We start from the raw sequence: 21,620 nt of genomic DNA, 5'->3' as shown, positions 1-21,620 counted from the left end.
ACTTCTTAGGTAGAATCCATATATGGAGACCGAGACGGCCACCCCCTGGCTCACCGACGCCGAGCAGTGTGCGTGGCGCACCTATCTGGACGTCAACCGGATGCTGACGTATCAGCTGGAGAAGGACCTCCAGCCCTTCGGCCTGACCATGAACGACTACGAGATCCTGGTGAATCTCTCGGAGTCGGCCGAGCGGCGTCTGCGCATGAGCGACCTCGCGACGGCCACCCTGCAGTCCAAGAGCCGGCTCTCGCACCAGATCACCCGCATGGAGAACGCGGGGCTCGTGCGCCGCGCCAACTGCGAGTCGGACCGGCGCGGGCTGTACGCGGTCCTCACGGACGAGGGCATGGAGACCATGCGCAAGGTGGCGCCCCACCACGTGGAGTCGGTGCGCAAGCACTTCATCGACCAGCTGTCGCCGGAGGCCCTCGGCGACCTGCACGAATCCCTGAAGCCCGTCGCGGAGCAGCTCCGCGGCCGTCGGGGCAAGCCCTAACGGCTTTCCGCGGCCGGCAGGCGGAGTTCGAACAGGGCCCCGCCCGCCGGCGCCTCACGCACGGCGAGAGTGCCACCGTGCCGTACGGCGACGTCCCGGGCGATCGCCAGCCCGAGCCCCGCGCCGCCCTCGTCGCGGCCTCGCGCGTCGTCGAGCCGTACGAACCGCTCGAAGATCCGCTCACGGTCGGCCTCCGGCACCCCCGGCCCGTCGTCCGCCACCTCGAGCACGGCCCGGTCCCCCTCCCGCCGTACGGTGACCGTCACCTCCGCACGGGCATGACGCTGCGCGTTGTCGAGGAGATTGGCGAGCACACGGCCCAGCTGCCCCCGGGAGCCGGCCACTTCGACGGACTCCGTCACCGCCACCGTCACGCCCCGGCGCCCTCTGGCCTCCTCCGCCGCCAGCGCGGCGAGGTCGACCGGGGCGCCCGCGAGCCGCTCCCCCGCGTCGAGCCGGGCGAGCAGCAGCAGGTCGGCGGCGAGGTTCTGCAGCCGTACGGTGTCCTCGACCGCGCCCGGCACGTCGAGCAGCTCCGGATGCGCGGCGCCCACCTCCAGCTGGGTGCGCAGGCTCGCGAGGGGGCTGCGCAACTCGTGCGAGGCGTCGGCGACGAACCGCCGCTGCCGCTCCACGGACGACTCCAGGGCCGTCAGCGTCTCGTTCGTGGTCCGGGCGAGCCGGGCCACCTCGTCGTGCGTGGCGGGCTCGGGGACCCGCCGTGACAGATCCTGCGAGGCGGTGATCTCCGCCATCTCGCGGCGGATCGACTCGACGGGCCGCAGCGCCCGCCGGGTCACCAGCCAGGTCACCCCGGCCACCACCCCGAGCAGCAGCGGCAGTCCGGCGAGCATGGCGGTGGCGGCCGTGCCCACCGCGTCCCGCTGCGCCCCGAGCGACGCCCCCGCGAAGACCAGGACGGTCTCGTCCCGCCGGTCGGTGACCTCCACACGGGTGAAGCGGTAGTCGCCGCTCTCCCCGTCCACGGTGGCGCTGCCCTGCCCGTGCCAGGTGACGTCCCCGATCTCGCCGGGCTCGGGGTCGTCCGCGTCGTCGTCGGCGTCCCGCCCGGTCCCGGGGCTCGCCTCCGGAGTGACGCCGGGCACGCCGGTGCCGCTGATCGCCGTGAGCCCCTCGCTGACCGCGAGGACCCGGCCGTCGCGGTCGACCACCTGCACGGGGTTGTCCTCGCCGTCCGGCAGATCGAGCACCGGATACGGGGTGCCGGCGGCGATCCGGCCGGCGACGTCGCGGGCGACGCCGTCCGCCTCACCGTCCGCCTGGCTCGTCAGATTGCCCCGCAGGGACAGCAGGACGGCGATCCCGGCGGCGACCAGGGCGACGGCCACCACCGCGGTCGCGCCGAGGGTGGCCCTGGCACGGACCGAGGAGAACCACCGGGCCGTCATCGCGCCTCCAGGCGGTACCCGGCGCCGCGCACCGTCCGGATCAGGGAGGCGCCCAGCTTGCGGCGGAGCGTGCTGACGTAGACCTCGACGATGTTCGGGTCGCCCTCGTAGGCGAAGTCCCAGACGTGCTCCAGGATCTCGGCCTTCGACACCACCTCGCCGGAGCGCAGCGCGAGCTGTTCGAGGACCGCGAACTCCTTGGCGGTCAGGGCGACCTCGTCGTCACCGCGGTGCACGCGGCGGGCCGCGGTGTCCACCCTCAGCTCGCCGAGCTCGAGGACCGGGGAGGGTCCCGAGCCGCGCCGGCGCAGCAGCGCCCGGATCCTGGCCACCAGGACGACGTAGGAGAACGGCTTGGTGAGGTAGTCGTCGGCGCCCGTGTCGAGCCCCTCGGCCTCGTCGTACTCGCCGTCCTTGGCGGTCAGCATCAGGATCGGCACCTCGTCGCCCGCGGCGCGCAGCGCGGAGCAGACCCGGTAGCCGTTCATCCCGGGCAGCATCACGTCGAGCACGATCAGGTCGTACGTGGATCCACCCGCCCGCCGGAGTCCCTCCAGGCCGTCGTGGACGACGTCGACGGCGTAGCCCTCGGCGGTCAGGCCCTTGGCGAGGGACAGGGCGAGCCGCCTCTCGTCCTCCACGATCAGCAATCGGGAGGGGAGACGGAGAGCGTCTCGAGCGGGGTGGTGGGCGACGGGCGGGTGCATGGGCACCAGGTTCGCAAACCGAAGCTGAAGGCGCCTTCAGGTGGCTTCAGGCTGCCTTCAGGTCGCGGTCCGCACAGTGGGTTCCGTCGAACGAACCACGCCGGGTTGGAGGACCCCATGAAGCGCAACATCGTCATCGCCACCGTCGCCGCGGCCGCCGTGGTCTGCGGAGGGACCGCGGTCGCCTTCGCGGACGACGACGGGGGCCGGACGGACAGGACCGCCGTGCGGGACGTACGGGACGCGAAGGTGACCGCCGCCCAGGCGATCGACGCCGCGCTGAAGGCCCAGCCGGGCACGGCCGTCTCGGCCGACCTCGACGACGACCGTGGCTGGGAGGTCGATGTGCTCGGCACGGGCACGACCTCGTACACGGTCCAGGTGGACGCCGGCACCGGCAAGGTCCTCGGCAAGGAGACCGACCGGGACGACGACGACCGGATCGACGACGCCGACGACCGCCGCGTCCTGAAGGGCGCCGCCGTCGACGCCCGGCAGGCGGCCGAGGCGGCCTCCGCGAAGGGCGTCGTCACCTCGGTGAGCCTGGACGACGACGACCGCGCCACGACCGCCTGGGACGTGGACACCGTGAACGGCGACTGGCGGGTCGACCTGAAGACGGCCCAGGTCACACCTGACGACGACGGCCAGGACGACCGGGACGACGCCGACGACCGGGACGACCGCGCCGAGGCGGGCGACCACGCGGACGACTCCGACGACAACTGACGCCTGACCGCCGGGAGGCCCCGGGCACGCCGAACGGGCCGGGGCCTCCCGGCCGTGGTCCGGCGGCCGCCCGGTGCTCAGGGGTGGGTGCTCGCGCCACGGGCCGGAACGCCCCGTCGGCGCCGGGCATCGGCCCGATCGCCCGGCGACGTCGGCGCCCGGGCACGCGTCGCCCCGCGGCACGACCGCGTCGCGAAGGCGGCCCACGCTCCAAGGGCAGGCTCGTGGGACGACCGCGCCGCCGCACGGGCCTGGCCCGTGCGGCGGCGCGGTCGTGCCCGGCCCTCCGGCCGTCAGGCCGTCAGGCCTCGGTCAGGCTCTCCACCAGCTCGTCCGCCGCGCGGTACGGGTCCAGTTCGCCCGCCATGATGCGTTCCGCCAGCGCGTCCAGGCGGCGGTCGCCGTGGAGGTCGCCGATGCGGGCGCGCAGCGCCGTGACCGCGATCGTCTCGACCTCGCGCGCCGAGCGGGCCCGGCGGCGCTCCGCCAGGACCCCGTGCTCCTCCATCCACGCGCGGTGCTTCTCCAGCGCCTCGACGACCTCGTCGATGCCCTCGCCCCGCGCCGCGACCGTCTTGACGATCGGCGGCCGCCAGTCCCCGGCGCCGCGGGCCTCGCCCAGGCCCAGCATGTGGTTCAGCTCGCGGGCCGTCGCGTCCGCGCCGTCCCGGTCCGCCTTGTTCACCACGTACACGTCGCCGATCTCCAGGATGCCCGCCTTCGCGGCCTGGATCCCGTCGCCCATGCCCGGAGCGAGGAGCACCACGGACGTGTCGGCCTGGGAGGCGATCTCCACCTCCGACTGCCCGACACCGACGGTCTCGACGAGGATCACGTCGCAGCCGGCCGCGTCCAGGACGCGGATCGCCTGCGGCGCCGACCAGGCGAGCCCGCCCAGGTGGCCGCGGGTGGCCATCGAGCGGATGTAGACGCCCGGGTCGGAGGCGTGCTCCGACATCCGGACCCGGTCGCCGAGCAGCGCTCCCCCGCTGAACGGGGACGACGGGTCGACGGCCAGGACGCCGACCCGCTTGCCCGCCCGCCGGTACGCGGAGACCAGCGCGGACGTCGACGTGGACTTGCCCACGCCGGGCGAGCCCGTCAGGCCCACCACGTACGCACCGCCGGTCAGCGGCGCGAGCGCCGCCATCACCTCGCGCAGCTGCGGGGACGCCCCCTCCACGAGTGAGATCAGCCGGGCCACGGCGCGCGGCCGGCCCTCCCGTGCCTGGGCGACCAGTTCGGGGACGTCCACCATTGCCGATGCTCCTTGCTTGACGGGGACTACTTGCCGGGTACGCGAAGGATCAGAGCGTCGCCCTGACCGCCGCCGCCGCACAGCGCCGCCGCGCCGACACCGCCGCCGCGCCGCTTGAGCTCCAGGGCGAGGTGCAGCACCACACGGGCGCCGGACATGCCGATGGGGTGGCCCAGCGCGATCGCGCCACCGTTGACGTTCACCTTTTCCGGGGTAACGCCCAGGTCCTTCATTGACTGGACGGCGACCGCCGCGAAGGCCTCGTTGATCTCGATCAGGTCGAGGTCCTCGACGCCCAGGCCCTCCTTCTTCAGGGCGTGCTGGATCGCGTTGGACGGCTGCGACTGCAGCGAGTTGTCCGGGCCGGCCACGTTGCCGTGGGCGCCGATCTCGGCGATCCACTCCAGGCCCAGCTCCTCGGCCTTCGCCTTGCTCATGACGACGACCGCGGCGGCGCCGTCGGAGATCTGCGAGGAGGTGCCGGCGGTGATGGTGCCGTCCTTGGCGAAGGCCGGGCGCAGCTTGCCGAGCGACTCGGCGGTCGTCTCGGCGCGGATGCCCTCGTCCTTCGAGAAGATGACCGGGTCGCCCTTGCGCTGCGGGATCTCGACCGGGGTGATCTCGGCCTCGAAGATGCCGTTCTTCTGCGCGGCGGCGGCGCGCTGGTGCGACAGCGCGGCGATCTCGTCCTGCTCGGGGCGCTTGATGCCCAGGTGGGTGTTGTGCTTCTCCGTGGACTCGCCCATGGCGATGTTCTCGAAGGCGTCGGTGAGACCGTCGTACGCCATGGCGTCGAGCATCTCGATCGCGCCGTACTTGAAGCCCTCGCGGGACTTCGGCAGCAGGTGCGGGGCGTTGGTCATCGACTCCTGGCCGCCGGCGACGACCACGTCGAACTCACCCGCGCGGATCAGCTGGTCGGCGAGCGCGATGGCGTCCAGACCGGACAGACACACCTTGTTGATGGTGAGCGCCGGGACGTTCATCGGGATGCCGGCCTTGACGGCGGCCTGGCGGGCGGGGATCTGGCCGGCGCCCGCCTGGAGCACCTGTCCCATGATCACGTACTGCACCTGGTCGCCGCCGATGCCGGCCCGGTCGAGCGCGGCCTTGATGGCGAAGCCGCCCAGGTCGGCGCCGGAGAAGGACTTGAGGGAGCCGAGCAGGCGTCCCATGGGCGTGCGGGCGCCCGCGACGATCACTGAGGTGGTACCGGTCGTTCCAGACATGAGGCACGGCCCCTTGGGATGAGGAGTGAACGAGGGTTTACCGCCAATGTACTGAGCGGTGCCGTACGCGGTCACCGGCCTGCCGGTGTGACGGCGCGCACGTTGCGTAACCATCCCCCTGGCGCTGCACTGGAGGCATGCTGACGCGAATCGACCACATCGGGATCGCATGTTTCGACCTCGACAAGACTGTCGAGTTCTACCGTGCGACCTACGGTTTCGAGGTGTTCCACTCCGAGGTGAACGAGGAGCAGGGCGTCCGCGAGGCCATGCTCAAGATCAACGAGACCTCCGACGGCGGAGCCTCGTACCTCCAGCTCCTGGAGCCCACCCGCGAGGACTCCGCGGTGGGCAAGTGGCTGGCCAAGAACGGTGAGGGTGTCCACCACATCGCCTTCGGCACCGCCGATGTCGACGGGGACGCCGAAGCCATCCGCGGCAAGGGCGTCCGGGTCCTCTACGACGAGCCGCGGACCGGTTCCATGGGCTCCCGCATCACCTTCCTCCACCCCAAGGACTGCCACGGCGTACTGACCGAACTGGTCACCTCGGCTGACCCCTCCTCAGCGGAGCACTGACCTCCGGATTCCTGGCCCGGTAGAGTGGGCGACTCCGGGCCGGGGCCGGTCGGTGCCGCATGCCATGCGGCGTCGAAGTCGGGGTATCCGATCTGCCACGATTCCCCGGGGGGCCGTTCTCCGGGGAACGGTGCTCGTTGGAGTGTTGCGACCAGGGGACGGATGGGACCGCGCAGTGCGGGGCTACGAACGCCAGGAGAGCCACCGAGCTGAAGACGACCATCTTTCGCGGTTCGAAGCCGAGATGGACCGGCTGAAGACCGAGCGGGAGAAGGCCGTCCAGCACGCCGAGGACCTCGGTTACCAGGTCGAGGTGTTGCGCGCCAAGCTCCACGAGGCGCGGCGCACCATCGCGTCCCGTCCCGCCTACGACAGCGCGGACATCGGCTACCAGGCCGAGCAGATGCTGCGTAACGCGCAGATCCAGGCCGATCAGCTCCGCCAGGACGCCGAGCGCGAGCTGCGTGACGCCCGCGCCCAGACCCAGCGCATCCTCCAGGAGCACGCCGAGCACCAGGCCCGGCTCCAGGCCGAGCTGCACGCCGAGGCCGTCCAGCGCCGGCAGCGCCTCGACCAGGAGCTGGCGGAGCGCCGCCAGACCGTCGAGGCGCACGTCAACGAGAACGTCGCCTGGGCCGAGCAGCTGCGCGCCCGTACGGAGTCCCAGGCCCGCCGTCTGATGGAGGAGTCCCGCGCCGAGGCCGAGCAGGCGCTCGCCGGCGCGCGCGCCGAGGCGACCCGGCTGGCCGAGGAGACCCGTCAGCGGGTGGGTTCGGAGGCGGAGGCGGCTCGTGCGGAGGCCGAAGCGATTCTGCTGCGCGCCCGCAAGGACGCCGAGCGGCTTCTGAACGCCGCGTCCACGCAGGCGCAGGAGGCCACCAGCCACGCCGAGCAGCTGCGGTCCTCCACGACCGCCGAGACCGAGCAGGCCCGTCAGCAGGCCACCGAGCTGTCCCGTGCCGCCGAGCAGCGGATGCAGGAGGCCGAGCTGCGGCTGCGCGAGGCCCGTACCGAGGCCGAGAAAGCGCTGGCCGAGGCCAAGGAGGCGGCGGCCAAGCAGCTGTCCTCCGCGGAGTCCGTCAACGAGCAGCGCACGCGTACGGCCAAGGCCGAGATCGCCCGGCTCGTCGCCGAGGCGACGAAGGAGGCCGAGACCCTCAAGGGCGAGGCCGAGGAGAAGCTGCGCGAGGCGAGCGCCGAGGCCGAGAAGCTGGTCGCGGAGGCCTCCGACAAGGCCCGTACGGCGGCGGCCGAGGACTCGGCCGCCGCGCTCGCCAAGGCCGCCCGTACCGCCGAGGAGGTCCTCACCAAGGCGTCCGAGGACGCCCAGGCGACCACCCGCAAGGCCTCCGAGGAGGCCGAGCGGATCCGCCGCGAGGCGGAGGCGGAGGCCGACCGGCTGCGCAACCAGGCGGAGGAGCAGGCCGGCGAGCTGCTCGGGTCGGCGAAGGACGACACCAAGGAGTACCGCGCCAAGACCGTCGAGCTGCAGGAGGAGGCGCGCCGGCTGCGCGGCGAGGCCGAGGGGCTGCGGGCCGAGGCGATCGCCGAGGGCGAGAAGATCCGCGGCGAGGCCCGGCGGGAGGCCGTCCAGCAGATCGAGGAGGCGGCCAGGACCGCCGAGGAGCTGCTGACCAAGGCCCGTACGGACGCCGACGAGCTGCGCGCGAGCGCGGGCGCCGAGGGCGAGCGGGTCCGCTCGGAGGCCATGGAGCGCGCCCAGACGCTGCGCACCCAGGCCGAGGAGACCCTGGAGCGCACCCGCGCCGAGGCCGAGCGGATGCGGGCGGAGGCCGAGGAGCAGGCCGAGTCGGTCAAGGAGGCGGCCGAGCGGACCGCCACCGAGCTGCGCGAGGACGCCGAGCGGGCCGCGCAGGCGCGGCACGCCGAGGCGGCCGACGAGCTGTCCAGGCTGCACAGCGAGGCCGAGACGCGGGTCGAGAGCGCCGAGCAGGCGCTGACCGACGCGCGCGCCGAGAGCGAGCGGCTCCGGCGCGAGGCCGCCGAGGAGACCGAGCGGCTCCGTACGGAGGCCGCCGAGCGGATCCGTACGCTCCAGGCGCAGGCCGAGCAGGAGGCCGAGCGGCTCCGTACGGAGGCGGCGTCGGACGCGTCCACCTCGCGCGCCGAGGCGGAGGCCGCGGCCGTACGGCTGCGGACGGAGGCGGCGACGGAGGCCGAGCGGCTGAAGTCGGAGGCCCAGGAGACCGCGGACCGGGTACGCGCCGAGGCCGGGGCCGCCGCCGAGCGGGTGGCCGCCGAGGCCGCCGAGGCGCTGGCCGCCGCGCAGGAGGAGGCCAACCGGCGGCGCCGGGAGGCCGAGGAGACGCTGGAGTCGGCCCGTTCCGAGGCCGGCCGGGAGCGCGAGCACGCCCGCGAACAGTCCGAGGAGCTGCTCGCCTCCGCCCGCAAGCGGGTGGAGGAGGCGCAGACCGAGGCGCAGCGTCTGGTCGAGGAGGCGGACCGGCGGGCCACGGAGATGGTGTCCGCGGCCGAGCAGACGGCCAAGGAGGTACGGGACTCCGTCGCCGGCCTCCAGGAGCAGGCCGAGGACGAGATCGCCGGGCTGCGCAGCGCGGCCGAGCACGCGGCGGAGCGCACCCGCACCGAGGCGCAGGACGAGGCGGACCGGGTCCGCGCCGACGCGTACGAGGAGCGGGAGCGGGCCACCGAGGACGCCAACCGCGTCCGGGCGCGCGCCCAGGAGGAGACCGAGGCCGCGAAGGCGCTGGCCGAGCGGACGGTCGCGGACGCGATCTCCGAGTCGGAGAAGCTGCGCACGGACACGGCCGAGTACGCCCAGCGGGTACGGACCGAGGCGAGCGACGCGCTGGCGTCGGCCGAGCAGGACGCGGCCCGCACCCGTGCGGACGCCCGCGAGGACGCCAACCGGATCCGTTCCGAGGCGGCGGCGGAGTCCGAGCGGCTGACCGCCGAGGCCGAGGAGCTGGTCACGCTCGCCCGCACCGAGGGCGACCAGATCCTCGACGAGGCGCGCAAGGCCGCCGACAAGCGGCGCGCGGACGCCGCCGAGCAGGCGGACACGCTCATCACGGAGGCGGTGTCCGAGGCCGAGCGTCTGACCGCCGAGGCGGACGCGCTGCGGGCCGAGGCCGAGCAGCTGAAGACGGACGGCGAGGCGCACGCGCAGGCGCTGCGGATCGCCGCGCTCACCGACGCCGAGCAGGTCCTCGACGAGGCCCGTAAGGCGGCCGACAAGCGGCGTTCGGACGCGGCCGAGCAGGCCGACGCGCTCGTCGGCGAGGCCACGGGCGAGGCCGAGCGGATCACCGCGGAGGCGGTGGCCCTCCTTGAGTCGACCGAGCAGGACGCGCTGCGGCTGCGTGCCGAGGCCGAGCAGGTCAAGGCGGAGGGCGAGGCCGAGGCGGAGGCGCTTCGGGCCGCCGCGCGGGCGGACGGCGAGGGCGTCCTCGACGAGGCGCGCAAGGCCGCCGACAAGCGGCGCGCGGACGCCGCCGAGCAGGCGGACACCCTCATCACGGAGGCCAGGAGCGAGGCCGAGCGGATCACGGCCGAGGCGGCCGACGAGGCGGAGCGGCTGCGGGCCGAGGGCGCCGAGAACGTGAGGCAGGCTCAGCAGGCCGCCGAGCGGATCCGGTCGGAGGCCGAGCGGGTCAAGGCCGACGCCGAGGCGGCGGCGGAGCAGATGCGTGCGGAGGCGCGCGAGGAGGCCGACCGTACGCTCGACGAGGCGCGCGAGGCCGGTGCCAAGCGCCGTTCGGACGCGGCCGAGCAGGCCGACCAGCTGATGGCGAAGGCCCAGGAGGAGGCGCTGCGCGCCACCACCGAGGCCGAGTCGCAGGCGGACACGATGGTCGGCGCGGCCCGTCAGGAGGCCGATCGGATCGTGGCCGAGGCGACGGTCGAGGGCAACTCGCTCGTGGAGAAGGCTCGTACGGACGCGGACGAGCTCCTGGTGGGCGCGCGCAGCGACGCGACGGCCATAAGGGAGCGGGCGGAGGAGCTGCGGGCCCGCATCGAGGGCGAGATCGAGGAGCTGCACGAGCGGGCGCGGCGTGAGACGGCCGAGCAGATGAAGACGGCCGGCGAGCGCGTGGACAAGCTGGTGAAGGCCGCCGAGGAGCAGCGGGCCGAGGCCGAGGAGAAATCCAAGGAGATGCTCTCCGACGCGAGTTCGGAGGCGAGCAAGGTCCGTATCGCCGCGGTGAGGAAGGCCGAGGCGCTGCTCAAGGAGGCCGAGCAGAAGAAGGCCTCGCTGGTCGCGGAGGCGGAGAAGGTCAAGGGGGAGGCCGAGGCCGAGGCCGAGCAGATGATCTCCGAGGGCAAGCGCGAGCTGGACGTCCTGGTGCGCAGGCGCGAGGACATCAATGCCGAGATCTCCCGTGTCCAGGACGTCCTGGAGGCGTTGGAGTCTTTCGAGGCGCCGACCGCGGGGACGAAGGAGGGGGTCAAGGCGGGTGTTCCGGCGGGAGCGACACGTTCGAGTGGCAAGTCCTCCGAGGGCTAGCCACTCAAAAGGCTGGACATTCTCCATATCAAACGGGCATCCGCTCGATGACACGCCGCTTCGGCCCCTAGGATTCCCCCTAACACCTCACCGGTCTCATTCGACAGGAACCCCATGAGCGACACTTCCTCCCCCTTCGGCTTCGAGCTCGTGCGGCGTGGTTACGACCGCGGTCAGGTGGACGACCGCATTACCAAGCTCGTCGCCGACCGTGACAGTGCTCTGGCCCGAATCACCTCTCTGGAAAAGCGCATCGAGGAACTCCACCTCGAGACGCAGAACGCCCAGGCCCAGGTCACCGACGCAGAGCCGTCGTACGCCGGCCTCGGCGCCCGCGTCGAGAAGATCCTCCGGCTGGCCGAGGAGGAGGCGAAGGACCTGCGCGAGGAGGCCCGCCGCGCCGCCGAGCAGCACCGCGAGCTGGCCGAGTCGGCCGCCCAGCAGGTGCGCAACGACGCCGAGTCGTTCGCCGCGGAGCGCAAGGCGAAGGCCGAGGACGAGGGCGTTCGGATCGTCGAGAAGGCGCAGGGTGAGGCCAACTCGCTGCGTGCCGAGGCTCAGAAGGACGCGCAGTCCAAGCGCGAGGAGGCGGACGCCCTCTTCGAGGAGACCCGCGCCAAGGCCGCCCAGGCCGCCGCGGACTTCGAGACCAACCTGGCCAAGCGCCGGGAGCAGTCGGAGCGTGACCTGGCCTCGCGTCAGGCCAAGGCCGAGAAGCGCCTCGCCGAGATCGAGCACCGCGCCGAGCAGCTCCGCCTGGAGGCCGAGAAGCTGCGTACGGACGCGGAGCGCCGGGCCCGCCAGACGGTGGAGACCGCGCAGCGCCAGGCCGAGGACATCGTGGCCGACGCGAACGCCAAGGCCGACCGGATCCGCTCGGAATCGGAGCGCGAGCTGGCGGCGCTGACGAACCGCCGCGACTCGATCAACGCCCAGCTGACCAACGTCCGCGAGATGCTGGCCACCCTGACCGGTGCCGCCGTGGCGGCCGCCGGTTCCCCGATCGACGACGAGCCGGCCACCCGTGGTGTCCCGGCGCAGCAGACCCGTTGATCGCTCCGGTCCCGTAGTCCGGTAACCGGAACGAGAACGCCCAAAAAACCCTCCGTCATTCCAGTGGCGGAGGGTTTTTCGCACCCGTAGCGTGGTCGCATGATCGAGCTCGAGGGCCTGACGAAACGGTTCGGAACGAAGACGGCGGTCGACCATCTCTCCTTCCAGGTGCGGCCCGGTGTGGTCACCGGCTTCCTGGGGCCCAACGGCGCGGGCAAGTCGACGACGATGCGCATGATGCTCGATCTGGACAATCCGACCAGCGGAACGGTCCGGATCGACGGCAAGCACTACCGCGAGCTGCAGGAGCCGTTGAAGTACATCGGGGCGCTCCTGGACGCCAAGGCGATGCACGGCGGCCGGTCGGCGTACAACAACCTGCTCTGCCTCGCGCAGTCGAACCGCATTCCGGAGAGGCGGGTCGGCGAGGTCCTGGATCTGGTCGGTCTCACGGCGGTCGCGCGGAAGAAGTCGAAGGGCTTCTCGCTCGGCATGGGGCAGCGGCTGGGAATCGCCTCCGCGCTGCTCGGCGATCCCGAGATCCTGATGTTCGACGAACCCGTCAATGGTCTGGACCCTGAGGGAATTCACTGGATCCGCAATCTGATGAAGGCGCTCGCCTCCGAGGGGCGGACGATCTTCGTTTCCAGCCATCTGATGAGTGAAATGGCCCTGACGGCCGATCATCTCATCGTGATCGGGCAGGGAAAGCTGCTGGCCGACACGACGATGGCCGATTTCATCCACCAGAATTCGCGGAGCTATGTACGGCTGCGTTCGCCGCAGCAGGAGCGGCTGCGGGACATCCTCCACGCCAACGGCTTCACCCCGGTGGAGGCGGGCAACGGCACGCTGGAGGTGGACGGCGCCACGACCGAGAAGCTCGGTGAACTGGCCGCCGAGCACGGGCTCGTGCTCCACGAGCTGAGCTCCCAGCGCGCCTCCCTGGAGGAGGCGTTCATGCAGATGACCGCCGGCGCGGTGGAGTACCACGCACACGGCACGGACGTCCACGGGGCGGACGCGCCCGGCCCCCACTGGGGCGACACCACCAAGGGAGCCTGAACGATGGCAGCGGTATCGGCGGTCCTCCAGTCGGAGTGGACCAAGATCCGGACGGTCTCATCGACGGTCTGGACCCTGGCGAGCGCGCTCCTGGTGACGGTGGCGATGAGCGCGGCTCTGTGCGCCCTGCTGAAGTCGACCTTCGACGACCTCTCGGAGGCCGAGCAGGCGACCTTCGACCCGACGTTCGTCAGCTTCTCCGGGATGGTGCTCGGCCAGCTGGCGATGGTGGTTTTCGGCGTCCTCGTGGTCGGCACGGAGTACAGCTCGGGCATGATCCGTACGTCCCTGGCGGCGGTCCCGCAGCGGGCGACGTTCCTCTTCTCCAAGATCGCGGTGGCCGGGGTGCTCGCCCTGGTGGTGGGTCTGGCGACCAGCTTCCTGTCGTTCTTCCTCGGGCAGGCGCTCCTCGGCGAGCACCGCACCTCCCTCGGCGCGGACAACGTCCTCCGGGCGGTCGTCGGCGGCGGGCTCTACATGGGGCTGATCGCGCTCTTCTCGATGGGTGTGGCGGCGATGCTGCGCTCCTCGATGCTCTCCCTCGGCATCCTGGTGCCCTTCTTCTTCCTGGTCTCGCAGATCCTCTCCGCGGTGCCGAAGGCCAAGGAGGTGGCGCTCTACTTCCCCGACCAGGCCGGATCCAAGATCATGCAGGTCGTTCCGGACGCGATGAACACGGAGGAGGCGCCGTACGGCCCCTGGGGCGGGCTCGGGATCATGCTGATCTGGGTGGCGGCGGCGCTGCTCGGCGGCTACCTGGTGATGAAGAAGCGGGACGCGTAGCGCGTACATGACGATCCATGCTTCGCCGGAACCGTCAATGGCTGGATAAGCTCCTAGCTCATACGGGGGTTCCGGCCCGAGTGGCCACGACCCCGACGACCTGACCTGTCGATGGGGCTGGAGAATGATCGAGGCAGTCGGCCTGACGAAGCGCTATGGCGCCAAGACGGCCGTGTACAACCTTTCCTTCCATGTGCGGCCGGGCACCGTCACCGGCTTCCTCGGTCCCAACGGCTCCGGCAAGTCGACGACGATGCGCATGATCCTGGGGCTCGACCGGCCGACGTCCGGGCACGTCACGATCGGCGGCCATCCGTTCCGGCAGCTGCCGAACGCGCCCCGCCAGGTGGGTGCGCTCCTCGACGCCAAGGCCGTGCACGGCGGGCGGAGCGCCCGCAGCCATCTGCTGTCGCTCGCCCAGCTCGCCGGGATCCCGGCGCAGCGGGTCGACGAGGTGCTCGGGGTCGTCGGCCTCCAGGACGTCGCCAAGCGCCGCTCCAAGGGCTTCTCGCTGGGCATGGGGCAGCGGCTCGGCATCGCCGCCGCGCTGCTCGGCGACCCGCAGGTGCTGCTCTTCGACGAGCCGGTCAACGGTCTCGACCCCGAGGGCATCCTCTGGGTCCGCAATCTGATGAAGAAGCTCGCCTCCGAGGGCCGGACCGTCTTCGTCTCCAGCCACCTCATGAGCGAGATGGCGCTGACCGCCGACCATCTGATCGTGATCGGCCGCGGCCAGCTGCTCGCGGACATGAGCGTCAAGGACTTCATCTCGGCGAACTCGGCGGACTTCGCCCGGGTGCGCACGCCGCAAACGGAGCCCCAGCAGCGCGAGAAGCTGACGGCCGCGCTCACCGAGGCCGGCGGCCAGGTGATGTCCGAGCCGGACGGCGCGCTGCGCGTGACCGGTCTGCCGCTGCCGCGGATCAGCGATCTGGCGCACGACGCGGACGTACGCCTCTGGGAGCTGTCCCCGCACCAGGCCTCGCTGGAGGAGGCGTACATGCGGATGACGCAGGGCGCCGTGGACTACCGCTCCACCGAGGACCAGCTGGCGCATCTCCAGCAGCCGCAGCCGCACCACCTCCAGCACCTCCAGCAACCGGCCCCGCCGGTGGTGCAGGACGTGCCGCAGCAGGGGTGGTACGCGCCGCCGCCGCCCGGACAGAACCCGTACGCGACGCAGAGCGAGCCCGCCAAGAACAACACCGAGGACGCCCGATGACCGCCCCCAGCCCCTTCCCGGCCTCGTACGTCTCGCCGATCCCGGTGCGCCGGGCGCACCTCGGGGACGCTCTCGCCTCGGAGTGGACCAAGATCCGTTCGCTGCGCTCCACCATGTGGACGCTCGGTGTGATGGTGCTGCTGATGCTGGCCCTGGGTCTCGGTGTCGCGGCGGTCGTGGCCAGCACCGAGGCGCCCACGGAGAACGAATCGGCGCTCACGCTCGGCTTCTTCGGTGTGCTGCTCGGTTCGATCTGCGTGATGACGCTCGGCGTGCTGACCATCGCCTCCGAGTACGGCACGGGCATGATCCGCACCACGCTGACCGCCTGCCCGAGCCGGAGCCGGGTACTGACGGCCAAGGCGATCGTCTTCTTCCTGCTCGTCTTCACCGTCACCACCGTCACGGCGGCGGTGGTGGGGATGGCGCAGGTGTCGATGGTGACTGCCGCCGAGCCCACGTCGGGCGAGTGGCTGCGGGCCACGGTCGGCGTCGGCCTGTTCCTTGCCCTGCTCGGCCTGCTGTCGCTGGCCGTCGGCGCGATCATCCGGCACTCGGCGGGCTCGATCACGATCATGATCGGCGTGCTGCTGCTGCCGCTGGTGGCGGCGATGTTCATGTTCTCGGAGTCGCTGGCCACGGTCCAGGAGTGGCTGCTCGACTACGCGATCCCGAGTCAGCTCATCGCGCTGTACGCGGGCCGGGCGACGGTCGGCGAGGGCGGCCCCTCGGGCTGGGACCCGATCTGGATCATGGCGATCATCGTGGCGGCGGCGATGGCCGGCGCGTACGCCCTGCTGAACCGCCGGGACGTCTGACCCTGGGGCCCGAGAGCTGGTACGTGTGACCCGGGGCTAGTACTTCGGCGCGTTACGGGACCGCTGCACCCGCGTGGTGCGGCGGTCCTTCGCGCTCCAGCAGGCCTTGTGCCAGTGGCGGCGGTCGTCCACTCCCCCGTACTCCGGCCATGCCACGACGTGCGGCGCGCCCCCGGGGATCTCCTGGTCGCAGCCGGGGCAGCGGTAGCGCTTGCCGGGCGCGCTCGCGCCGGCCACGTGCCGGACGAGCCACTCCTCGCCCTGCCAGCTCTCGCTGCGCTGCGATCCGCCGTACCGGTCGCCCGGCTCGCCCGGACGGTCCGGCTTCTCGCCGCCCTGGGGGCGGTTGCGACGGGGGGACACGTATTCACCTCACGGGGCCGGGTACACGGAACGTTCCATCAAGCGTACGGGCCGCGACGGAGTGGCCCTTCCACCCTCCGAGCCGAATCAGCGGAAAATCGCAAGAACTTCATGAGAGGCCGTTGCCTTTGGCACGTGTCAGACGTTGTTGCCAGTACGAGGGGGAGAACCGCGTCGGCCGCAAGGAGGCAGAAGGCGATGCGCGTGGGTACGTTTGTTCTGGCCGCCCAGTTCCCGGGCCAGGGTCAGGGCGAGGCACTGCACCGGGCGGTGCGGACCGCAGAGGTCGTGGAGGAGTCGGGGCTCGACTCCGTCTGGCTCGCCGAGCACCACTTCGTTCCGTACGGCGTCTGTCCGTCGGCCGTGACGCTGGCGGCGCTGCTCCTGGGACGGACGCGCCGGATCCGGGTCGGCACGGCGGTGAGTGTGCTGCCGACCGTTCATCCGGTCGCCCTGGGCGAGCAGGCCGCCCTGCTCCATCTGACGTCCGGGGGCCGGTTCACGCTCGGCGTGGGCAGAGGCGGTCCCTGGGTCGATCTGGAGGTGTTCGGCGCGGGTCTGCCGGCATACGAACAGGGCTTCCCCGAGTCGCTCGATCTGCTGCTGCGCTGGCTGACCGAGTCCCGGGTGTCGGCCGAGGGAGAACGATTCGCCTTCCGTGAGGTGGCCGTCGTGCCGCGCCCCGGGGAGCTCATCGGCGGGGACGCGTCGCCCGAGGTGGTCGTCGCCTGCACCTCCCCGAAGAGCGTCGAGCTGGCCGCCGGGCGCGGGCTGCCGATGCTGCTCGGGATGCACTGCGGCGACGAGGAGAAGGCCGAGATGGTGGCCGCGTGGGAACGTTTCGCCCGGGACGCGGGCCGCACTCCCGACGAGATCGCGCGGATCGGCGCCGGCCATGTCTCGGCGGGCGTGGTCCAGCTCGCGGACGCTCCGCGGGACGCGGCCGAGGCGCTGGTGAAGGCGATGCCGGGCTGGCTGAAGCAGGGGCTCCAAGCCCATGTGACCGTGGACGGCCGGCACCGCGCGATGCGGGACCCCGTCGCCTACACGGAGCTGCTCTGCGGACTGCACCCGGTCGGCACACCCCGGCTCGCGGCGGACCGGCTCGCGGCGACGGCGGAGCGGACGGGCATCACGCGCTTCGCGCTGCTCGCCGAGGGCACGGGCGATCTCGCGGCCACCGAGGAGAACGTACGGCGGCTGGGGGCCGAGGTGCTCCCCCTGCTGGTCTGAGTCCATGTGTCAGGTGCGGTGTGCGGGTGCGATGCCGCCGCTCCGGCATCATTCGCATCGATCGCGTCTCCCGCGATGCGGAGCGGCGGCACCGTGCCTCAGCAGTCGCGCAGTTCCGGCGACTGGTTGAGCAGCTGTCCCCGTACGGAGGTGAAGCGGGCGAGCCGCTCGTCGACCGCGGGGTCGAGCGGGAACACCGCCACACGGTGGCAGTTCTGGAAGGCCAGACGCACCCCGAAGTGCCGCTGGAGCGCACCACGGATGGCATCACTCGCGAGTGCACGCAACAGCTGACCACGTGCCTGCTCGTTCGGCGGCGGCGTCTGGTTGTCGGCGAACTCGCCACCGTCGACCTTCAGCTGGGCCACCAGAGAACTGATCATCTCCCATGCGTAGGGCAGGGAGGTCCGGACGCAGTCGACGAAGTCGGCTTCGTCGACCTCGCCTCGCTCGGCCTGTTCCAACAGCGCCGGTGAGACGTCGAGCGACATGGGTTCTCCTCTCGCGACCCCGACGGACGGGGTCTTACGGGCAGGGATGAAGGACCCCCGTGCGACACGCAGCGTGCACGGACGGCGACCTCCTGTCTCCACGGTAAGCGCGGCGTCCGGAGCGCACCAGGAGAATGGGAGCACAACCGGCCAATAAGTGACGGTCGTCCAGCGGGCGTTAAGAGCCGAATCGCGCGGAAGAGCGTGTGTCTTGTAGCGTTGCCGACCATGCGTCTCGTCATCGCCCGCTGCTCCGTGGACTACGCCGGCCGGCTCACCGCCCACCTGCCCTCCGCTCCCCGTCTGATCCTGGTCAAGGCAGACGGCAGCGTCTCCATCCACGCGGACGACCGCGCGTACAAACCGCTGAACTGGATGTCGCCCCCGTGCACCCTCAAGGAAGGTGCCGACGGAGAGGCCGGCATCTGGACCGTGGTGAACAAAGCGGGCGAGAAACTGATCATCACGATGGAGGAGATCCTCCACGACTCCTCGCACGAACTCGGTGTGGACCCGGGCCTCATCAAGGACGGCGTGGAAGCGCACCTCCAGGAGCTGCTGGCCGATCGCATCGAGACGCTGGGCGAGGGCCACACGCTGATCCGCCGTGAGTACCCGACCGCGATCGGCCCGGTGGACATCCTCTGCCGGGACGCCGACGGGGCGACGGTGGCGGTGGAGATCAAGCGGCGGGGCGAGATCGACGGTGTGGAGCAGCTGACCCGCTACCTGGAGCTGCTGAACCGCGACCCGCACCTCGCGCCCGTGAAGGGTGTGTTCGCGGCGCAGGAGATCAAGCCGCAGGCGCGGGTGCTCGCGACGGACCGCGGCATCGACTGTGTGGTACTCGACTACGACGCGATGCGCGGCATCGAGGACGACAAGCTGCGGCTGTTCTAGGACGACTTCAGGACGTACGGATACGTCGACGGCCCCGGGTGCGGTGAACGCACCCGGGGCCGTCGTCGTGTCAGGCCGGTGTACCGGTGGAGTCGCCGGAGGCCGAGTTGCTGGGGCTTCCCTGGCCGTCAGTCGGCGGCGTGGTCGGCGGGGTCGTCGGGGGTGTGGTCGGCGGCGTCGTGGGAGGCGTCGTCGGCGGCGTCTTGGTCGGTGTCGGCGTCGGCTTGGGTGACGTCGTTCGCGTCGGGCTCGTCGTCGGACGCGGCGGGGTCGTCGTCGGGACCGGTGCCCCCGTCGTGGGCGACGTCGCGCTCGGCGTTCCCGACGTCGGGGCGGACGGGGTGCCCGAGGAGCCGGGCGTGCCCGGGCTCGTCGATCCGGACGGCGTGGGCGAGGCGCTCTCCGAGGGGCGATCCTCCGTGCCCTCGGTCGGCTCCTCGGCGTCGAGGATCTCGTCGCCGCTCTCCTCACTGGCCGTACGGTCGGAGGTGACCCGGCCGGTGCCCCCGTCCTCGGCGTCGCCCGAGGTGGCCCCGATGGTCACGACCGTGCCGAGCACGGCGGCCAGGAGCGCTCCCGTACCGACCGCGACGAGGTTACGGCGGGCCCCGGCGACGATGCCGAAGCGTCCGCCCCGCTTCGTACCCTGCTCGCTCGGCCGGGTGTCCGGGCGGGTGATGAGCGTCGGGCCCTCGTCGGCGAAGTCCGGGAAGGCGGGGATCGGCGAGGTCGGGGCCGCGCCGCCGGTACGGGGGACGACGGTGCGGGGCACGACGGGCGGGGCGACGGCCTTCGGGGTGCCGCGCGGCGGGGAGGCGGACTCCTCGTGGCGCGCGGCGGGCGGCGCGTCGTCGCCGCCCCGCGGACCGCCGCTGCGGTCGGCGACCAGGGCCAGCGCCCGGCGGCCGGCGACGGTGCCGCGCTTGTCGGCGAGGACACCGCGCATGCCGACCGACGCCTCCAGTTCGGCGCGGGCCCGCTCCAGGTTTCCGGCGCAGAGCGCGAGGACGCCCAACTCGTGGTGGAAGTACGCCTCTTCGGCGACCTCACCGGCCAGCCGGGCGGCCTCCTGGCCGCCGCGCAGGACGCGCTCCCAGGCGCCCCAGTGCAGTGCGGCGGCGAAGGCCGGGGCCGCGCTGCGGGCGAGCAGGACGGCGGTGGCGGGGTGCTCGGGGTCCGAGCCGGGCACCAGCGCGGCCAGGGCGGCGAGGACGGCGTCGGCCTCGGCGGCCGCGCGGGCGGGGGTGACGGAGGGGTGTCCCGCCCACCAGGTGTAGTGCTGGGCGACGGTGTGGGCGCGGCCTGCGGCGTCCTCGTCGTACCCGTGGGCGACGAGCTGGGTGAGGATGCCGGCGGCGAGGCGGTAGCGGGTGCCGACCGGGGTCAGCAGTCCGCAGGCCATGAGCTCGCCGAGGGCGGCGTCCGCGTGGGTGTCGCCGACGAGCGCCGGGAGGTGGGCCTGGTGCGGCACCTCGCCGCCGAGGGCGACGGCGAACCGCAGGGTGTCTTGGGCGGAGCGGCTGAGCCGGGAGGCGAGCAGGGCGGCGGGAGCCGCGCCCTCGCCGAGGCTGGGCAGAGGTATCTCGCGCACGTCGACGTCGACGGGGTCCTGCGGTGCCGGGGCCTTGGGGGCGTCCGCGCCCGGCCCGAAGGCGTCGTCGAGGGCGCCGAAGGCGTCGAACTCCGAGGGGACGGCGTCCTCCTGTGCCCCGAACGCGTCGAACTCGGCCGGGGTGACCCGGAGCCGGTCGCGCTGCCGGAGCAGGGCGCCGGCCTGGACGAAGCGCAGTGGCAGCCCCTCGGACTCGAACCAGAGGTCGCCCGCCCAGTTGGCCTCGTCGTCGGTGAGCGGCCGGTCGACGGCGCGCTCCAGGAGTTCGAGGGAGGCGGCGCGGCCGAGGCCGGCGAGCGTGACCTCTTCGAGGTGGGCGTCGGCCGAGGGGGCCGGGACGTCGGGGGTCGCGGCGAGCAGGAAGGCGCACTCGGGGGCGGCGGTGAGCAGCTCGTCGAGCGTGGCGCCGCCGAGCTCCAGGTCGTCGACCACGACGACGGCGCCGATGTCGTGGACCAGGGCGAGCAGGCCCGGGCGGTCCGGTCGGTGCTCCGGGGCGTGCTGGACCGTGGCGAGGAGTTCGTACAGCAGCTCGGTGGCGGTCCGGTGGTGGCCGGAGAGCCGGACGACACCGTCCGGCGCGAGGTCGGCGCAGTCGGCGGCGACGGCGTCGAGGAGTGCGGTGCGGCCGGAGCCGGCGGGGCCGGTGACCCGGACGGAGCGGCCGCGGGAGAGGAGCTGGACGAGCCGCTCGTGCTCCTCCTGCCGTTCGAGCAGCGGCAGGGGCGGGGCGGCGGGGCCGGGCGGTACGGGCGGGGTGGCCGCGCGGGCCGCCTCGGCGCGCTCCTGGGCGGTGCGGCGGCGGGACGGCTCGGGCTGTTCTCCGGGCGGGCAGGCCTCGATCTCGCTGCCGTCGACGGGGTTGACGGTGAGCAGCAGGTCGCCCGAGACGACGCGGGCGGTGCGGACGCGGGCGGGTGTGGCCGGAGCGCGCTCGGGCAGGAGTCCGCCGCGGACGTCGTCGCCTTCGTGGTCGTAGCCGTACTCTTCCGGCTCCCGGTTCATCGGGTCCATGGTTCAAGCCCCCCAAAAGCGGTGCGTGCGGAAGCCCCTCCGGCCGATCTGCACGCGCGCTGTCGCTTCTGGTCCGGTGCCCGCCGGGTGGGTCCGTCAATGGGCGGGCGACCGAACCCTAGACGTTCAACGAGTATCCGGGAACAGGCGGGGTACCACCCCGCCCAA

Annotated in this window: 18 protein-coding genes; 11 read left to right on the top strand and 7 right to left on the bottom strand. The window is 72.5% G+C overall.

The genetic code is table 11. The features are described from left to right. The first annotated feature begins 22 nt into the window (after nt 1–22). Nucleotides 23–499 carry a MarR family transcriptional regulator gene (locus ACFY8U_RS24350; protein WP_361599564.1) on the top strand — a complete coding sequence of 159 codons (477 nt, stop codon included), beginning with the start codon at nt 23–25 and terminating at the stop codon, nt 497–499. Here ACFY8U_RS24350 and ACFY8U_RS24345 read toward each other — a convergent pair. Together ACFY8U_RS24345 and ACFY8U_RS24340 are read right to left on the bottom strand one after the other, a co-directional pair. Next, nucleotides 496–1,908 (bottom strand): sensor histidine kinase, encoded by a 1,413-nt coding sequence (locus ACFY8U_RS24345; RefSeq protein ID WP_389573531.1) that lies wholly within the window; start codon nt 1,906–1,908, stop codon nt 496–498. The genes ACFY8U_RS24350 and ACFY8U_RS24345 overlap by 4 nt on opposite strands. After that, nucleotides 1,905–2,615, bottom strand: a complete 711-nt coding sequence (locus tag ACFY8U_RS24340) for a response regulator transcription factor (RefSeq protein ID WP_389573529.1) — start codon at nt 2,613–2,615, stop codon at nt 1,905–1,907. The genes ACFY8U_RS24345 and ACFY8U_RS24340 overlap by 4 nt, the downstream gene beginning before the upstream one ends. Nucleotides 2,616–2,732: 117 nt before the next feature. Between ACFY8U_RS24340 and ACFY8U_RS24335 the strand changes: the two genes are divergently transcribed. Then, nucleotides 2,733–3,344: a PepSY domain-containing protein gene (locus ACFY8U_RS24335; protein WP_389573526.1), complete on the top strand. Its 612-nt coding sequence runs from the start codon at nt 2,733–2,735 to the stop codon at nt 3,342–3,344. 301 nt (nt 3,345–3,645) lie between these two features. Here ACFY8U_RS24335 and meaB read toward each other — a convergent pair whose 3' ends face one another. Beyond that, nucleotides 3,646–4,602 carry a methylmalonyl Co-A mutase-associated GTPase MeaB gene (gene meaB, locus ACFY8U_RS24330; protein WP_361763487.1) on the bottom strand — a complete coding sequence of 319 codons (957 nt, stop codon included), beginning with the start codon at nt 4,600–4,602 and terminating at the stop codon, nt 3,646–3,648. Between the two features lie 26 nt (nt 4,603–4,628). Then, a complete protein-coding gene (locus ACFY8U_RS24325; protein ID WP_389573523.1) occupies nt 4,629–5,831 on the bottom strand; it encodes an acetyl-CoA C-acetyltransferase in 1,203 nt (400 codons plus the stop codon). Between the two features lie 137 nt (nt 5,832–5,968). On the opposite strand from ACFY8U_RS24325, the gene mce reads away from it, so the two are divergent. The 7 genes from mce (at nt 5,969) to ACFY8U_RS24290 (ending at nt 15,839) form a co-directional block, all read left to right on the top strand. After that, nucleotides 5,969–6,409 carry a methylmalonyl-CoA epimerase gene (gene mce, locus ACFY8U_RS24320; protein ID WP_361434677.1) on the top strand — a complete coding sequence of 147 codons (441 nt, stop codon included), beginning with the start codon at nt 5,969–5,971 and terminating at the stop codon, nt 6,407–6,409. Nucleotides 6,410–6,584: 175 nt separating this feature from the next. Beyond that, nucleotides 6,585–10,898 (top strand): polarized growth protein Scy, encoded by a 4,314-nt coding sequence (scy, locus tag ACFY8U_RS24315; protein WP_389573519.1) that lies wholly within the window; start codon nt 6,585–6,587, stop codon nt 10,896–10,898. A 114-nt stretch (nt 10,899–11,012) separates the two neighbouring features. Continuing rightward, complete coding sequence (locus tag ACFY8U_RS24310) at nt 11,013–11,951, top strand: cellulose-binding protein (RefSeq protein WP_158990544.1); 939 nt, start codon at nt 11,013–11,015, stop codon at nt 11,949–11,951. A 99-nt stretch (nt 11,952–12,050) separates the two neighbouring features. Next, on the top strand, nt 12,051–13,016 hold the full coding sequence (locus ACFY8U_RS24305) for an ATP-binding cassette domain-containing protein (RefSeq protein WP_361434679.1): 966 nt from the start codon (nt 12,051–12,053) through the stop codon (nt 13,014–13,016). Between the two features lie 3 nt (nt 13,017–13,019). Further along, nucleotides 13,020–13,799 carry an ABC transporter permease gene (locus tag ACFY8U_RS24300; RefSeq protein ID WP_361599543.1) on the top strand — a complete coding sequence of 260 codons (780 nt, stop codon included), beginning with the start codon at nt 13,020–13,022 and terminating at the stop codon, nt 13,797–13,799. A 124-nt stretch (nt 13,800–13,923) separates the two neighbouring features. After that, a complete protein-coding gene (locus tag ACFY8U_RS24295) occupies nt 13,924–15,021 on the top strand; it encodes an ATP-binding cassette domain-containing protein (RefSeq protein ID WP_389573515.1) in 1,098 nt (365 codons plus the stop codon). After that, on the top strand, nt 15,018–15,839 hold the full coding sequence (locus ACFY8U_RS24290) for an ABC transporter permease subunit (RefSeq protein ID WP_389573513.1): 822 nt from the start codon (nt 15,018–15,020) through the stop codon (nt 15,837–15,839). The genes ACFY8U_RS24295 and ACFY8U_RS24290 overlap by 4 nt, the downstream gene beginning before the upstream one ends. A 36-nt stretch (nt 15,840–15,875) precedes the next feature. On the opposite strand, the gene ACFY8U_RS24285 is transcribed toward ACFY8U_RS24290, so the two are convergent. Beyond that, entirely contained in the window at nt 15,876–16,202 is a 327-nt protein-coding gene (locus ACFY8U_RS24285; protein WP_389573511.1) for an ATP/GTP-binding protein, read from the bottom strand. A gap of 198 nt (nt 16,203–16,400) precedes the next feature. On the opposite strand from ACFY8U_RS24285, the gene ACFY8U_RS24280 reads away from it, so the two are divergent. Continuing rightward, nucleotides 16,401–17,435, top strand: a complete 1,035-nt coding sequence (locus ACFY8U_RS24280) for an LLM class flavin-dependent oxidoreductase (RefSeq protein WP_389573509.1) — start codon at nt 16,401–16,403, stop codon at nt 17,433–17,435. Nucleotides 17,436–17,533: 98 nt separating this feature from the next. Here ACFY8U_RS24280 and ACFY8U_RS24275 read toward each other — a convergent pair whose 3' ends face one another. Beyond that, nucleotides 17,534–17,926 carry an SCO5389 family protein gene (locus tag ACFY8U_RS24275; protein WP_017236120.1) on the bottom strand — a complete coding sequence of 131 codons (393 nt, stop codon included), beginning with the start codon at nt 17,924–17,926 and terminating at the stop codon, nt 17,534–17,536. A gap of 228 nt (nt 17,927–18,154) precedes the next feature. Between ACFY8U_RS24275 and nucS the strand changes: the two genes are divergently transcribed. Continuing rightward, nucleotides 18,155–18,826 (top strand): endonuclease NucS, encoded by a 672-nt coding sequence (gene nucS, locus ACFY8U_RS24270; RefSeq protein WP_361434685.1) that lies wholly within the window; start codon nt 18,155–18,157, stop codon nt 18,824–18,826. 70 nt (nt 18,827–18,896) lie between these two features. Here nucS and ACFY8U_RS24265 read toward each other — a convergent pair whose 3' ends face one another. Next, nucleotides 18,897–21,452: an ATP-binding protein gene (locus ACFY8U_RS24265; protein WP_389573506.1), complete on the bottom strand. Its 2,556-nt coding sequence runs from the start codon at nt 21,450–21,452 to the stop codon at nt 18,897–18,899. Nucleotides 21,453–21,620: the final 168 nt, after the last annotated feature.

It is taken from the genome of Streptomyces sp. NPDC012508 (assembly GCF_042902595.1).
Lineage (GTDB): Bacteria > Actinomycetota > Actinomycetes > Streptomycetales > Streptomycetaceae > Streptomyces.
The sequence above is the reverse complement of the archived record's forward strand: the minus strand, read 5'-3'. Positions and strand labels throughout refer to the sequence as shown.

What these genes read in the sequence shown, in the direction of transcription:
- ACFY8U_RS24350 (WP_361599564.1), top strand. Translation starts at nt 23, where the DNA reads ATGGAGACCGAGACGGCCACCCCCTGGCTCACCGACGCCGAGCAGTGT.
- ACFY8U_RS24345 (WP_389573531.1), bottom strand. Translation starts at nt 1,908, where the DNA reads ATGACGGCCCGGTGGTTCTCCTCGGTCCGTGCCAGGGCCACCCTCGGC.
- ACFY8U_RS24340 (WP_389573529.1), bottom strand. Translation starts at nt 2,615, where the DNA reads ATGCACCCGCCCGTCGCCCACCACCCCGCTCGAGACGCTCTCCGTCTC.
- ACFY8U_RS24335 (WP_389573526.1), top strand. Translation starts at nt 2,733, where the DNA reads ATGAAGCGCAACATCGTCATCGCCACCGTCGCCGCGGCCGCCGTGGTC.
- meaB (WP_361763487.1), bottom strand. Translation starts at nt 4,602, where the DNA reads ATGGTGGACGTCCCCGAACTGGTCGCCCAGGCACGGGAGGGCCGGCCG.
- ACFY8U_RS24325 (WP_389573523.1), bottom strand. Translation starts at nt 5,831, where the DNA reads ATGTCTGGAACGACCGGTACCACCTCAGTGATCGTCGCGGGCGCCCGC.
- mce (WP_361434677.1), top strand. Translation starts at nt 5,969, where the DNA reads ATGCTGACGCGAATCGACCACATCGGGATCGCATGTTTCGACCTCGAC.
- ACFY8U_RS24310 (WP_158990544.1), top strand. Translation starts at nt 11,013, where the DNA reads ATGAGCGACACTTCCTCCCCCTTCGGCTTCGAGCTCGTGCGGCGTGGT.
- ACFY8U_RS24305 (WP_361434679.1), top strand. Translation starts at nt 12,051, where the DNA reads ATGATCGAGCTCGAGGGCCTGACGAAACGGTTCGGAACGAAGACGGCG.
- ACFY8U_RS24300 (WP_361599543.1), top strand. Translation starts at nt 13,020, where the DNA reads ATGGCAGCGGTATCGGCGGTCCTCCAGTCGGAGTGGACCAAGATCCGG.
- ACFY8U_RS24295 (WP_389573515.1), top strand. Translation starts at nt 13,924, where the DNA reads ATGATCGAGGCAGTCGGCCTGACGAAGCGCTATGGCGCCAAGACGGCC.
- ACFY8U_RS24290 (WP_389573513.1), top strand. Translation starts at nt 15,018, where the DNA reads ATGACCGCCCCCAGCCCCTTCCCGGCCTCGTACGTCTCGCCGATCCCG.
- ACFY8U_RS24280 (WP_389573509.1), top strand. Translation starts at nt 16,401, where the DNA reads ATGCGCGTGGGTACGTTTGTTCTGGCCGCCCAGTTCCCGGGCCAGGGT.
- ACFY8U_RS24275 (WP_017236120.1), bottom strand. Translation starts at nt 17,926, where the DNA reads ATGTCGCTCGACGTCTCACCGGCGCTGTTGGAACAGGCCGAGCGAGGC.
- nucS (WP_361434685.1), top strand. Translation starts at nt 18,155, where the DNA reads ATGCGTCTCGTCATCGCCCGCTGCTCCGTGGACTACGCCGGCCGGCTC.
- ACFY8U_RS24265 (WP_389573506.1), bottom strand. Translation starts at nt 21,452, where the DNA reads ATGGACCCGATGAACCGGGAGCCGGAAGAGTACGGCTACGACCACGAA.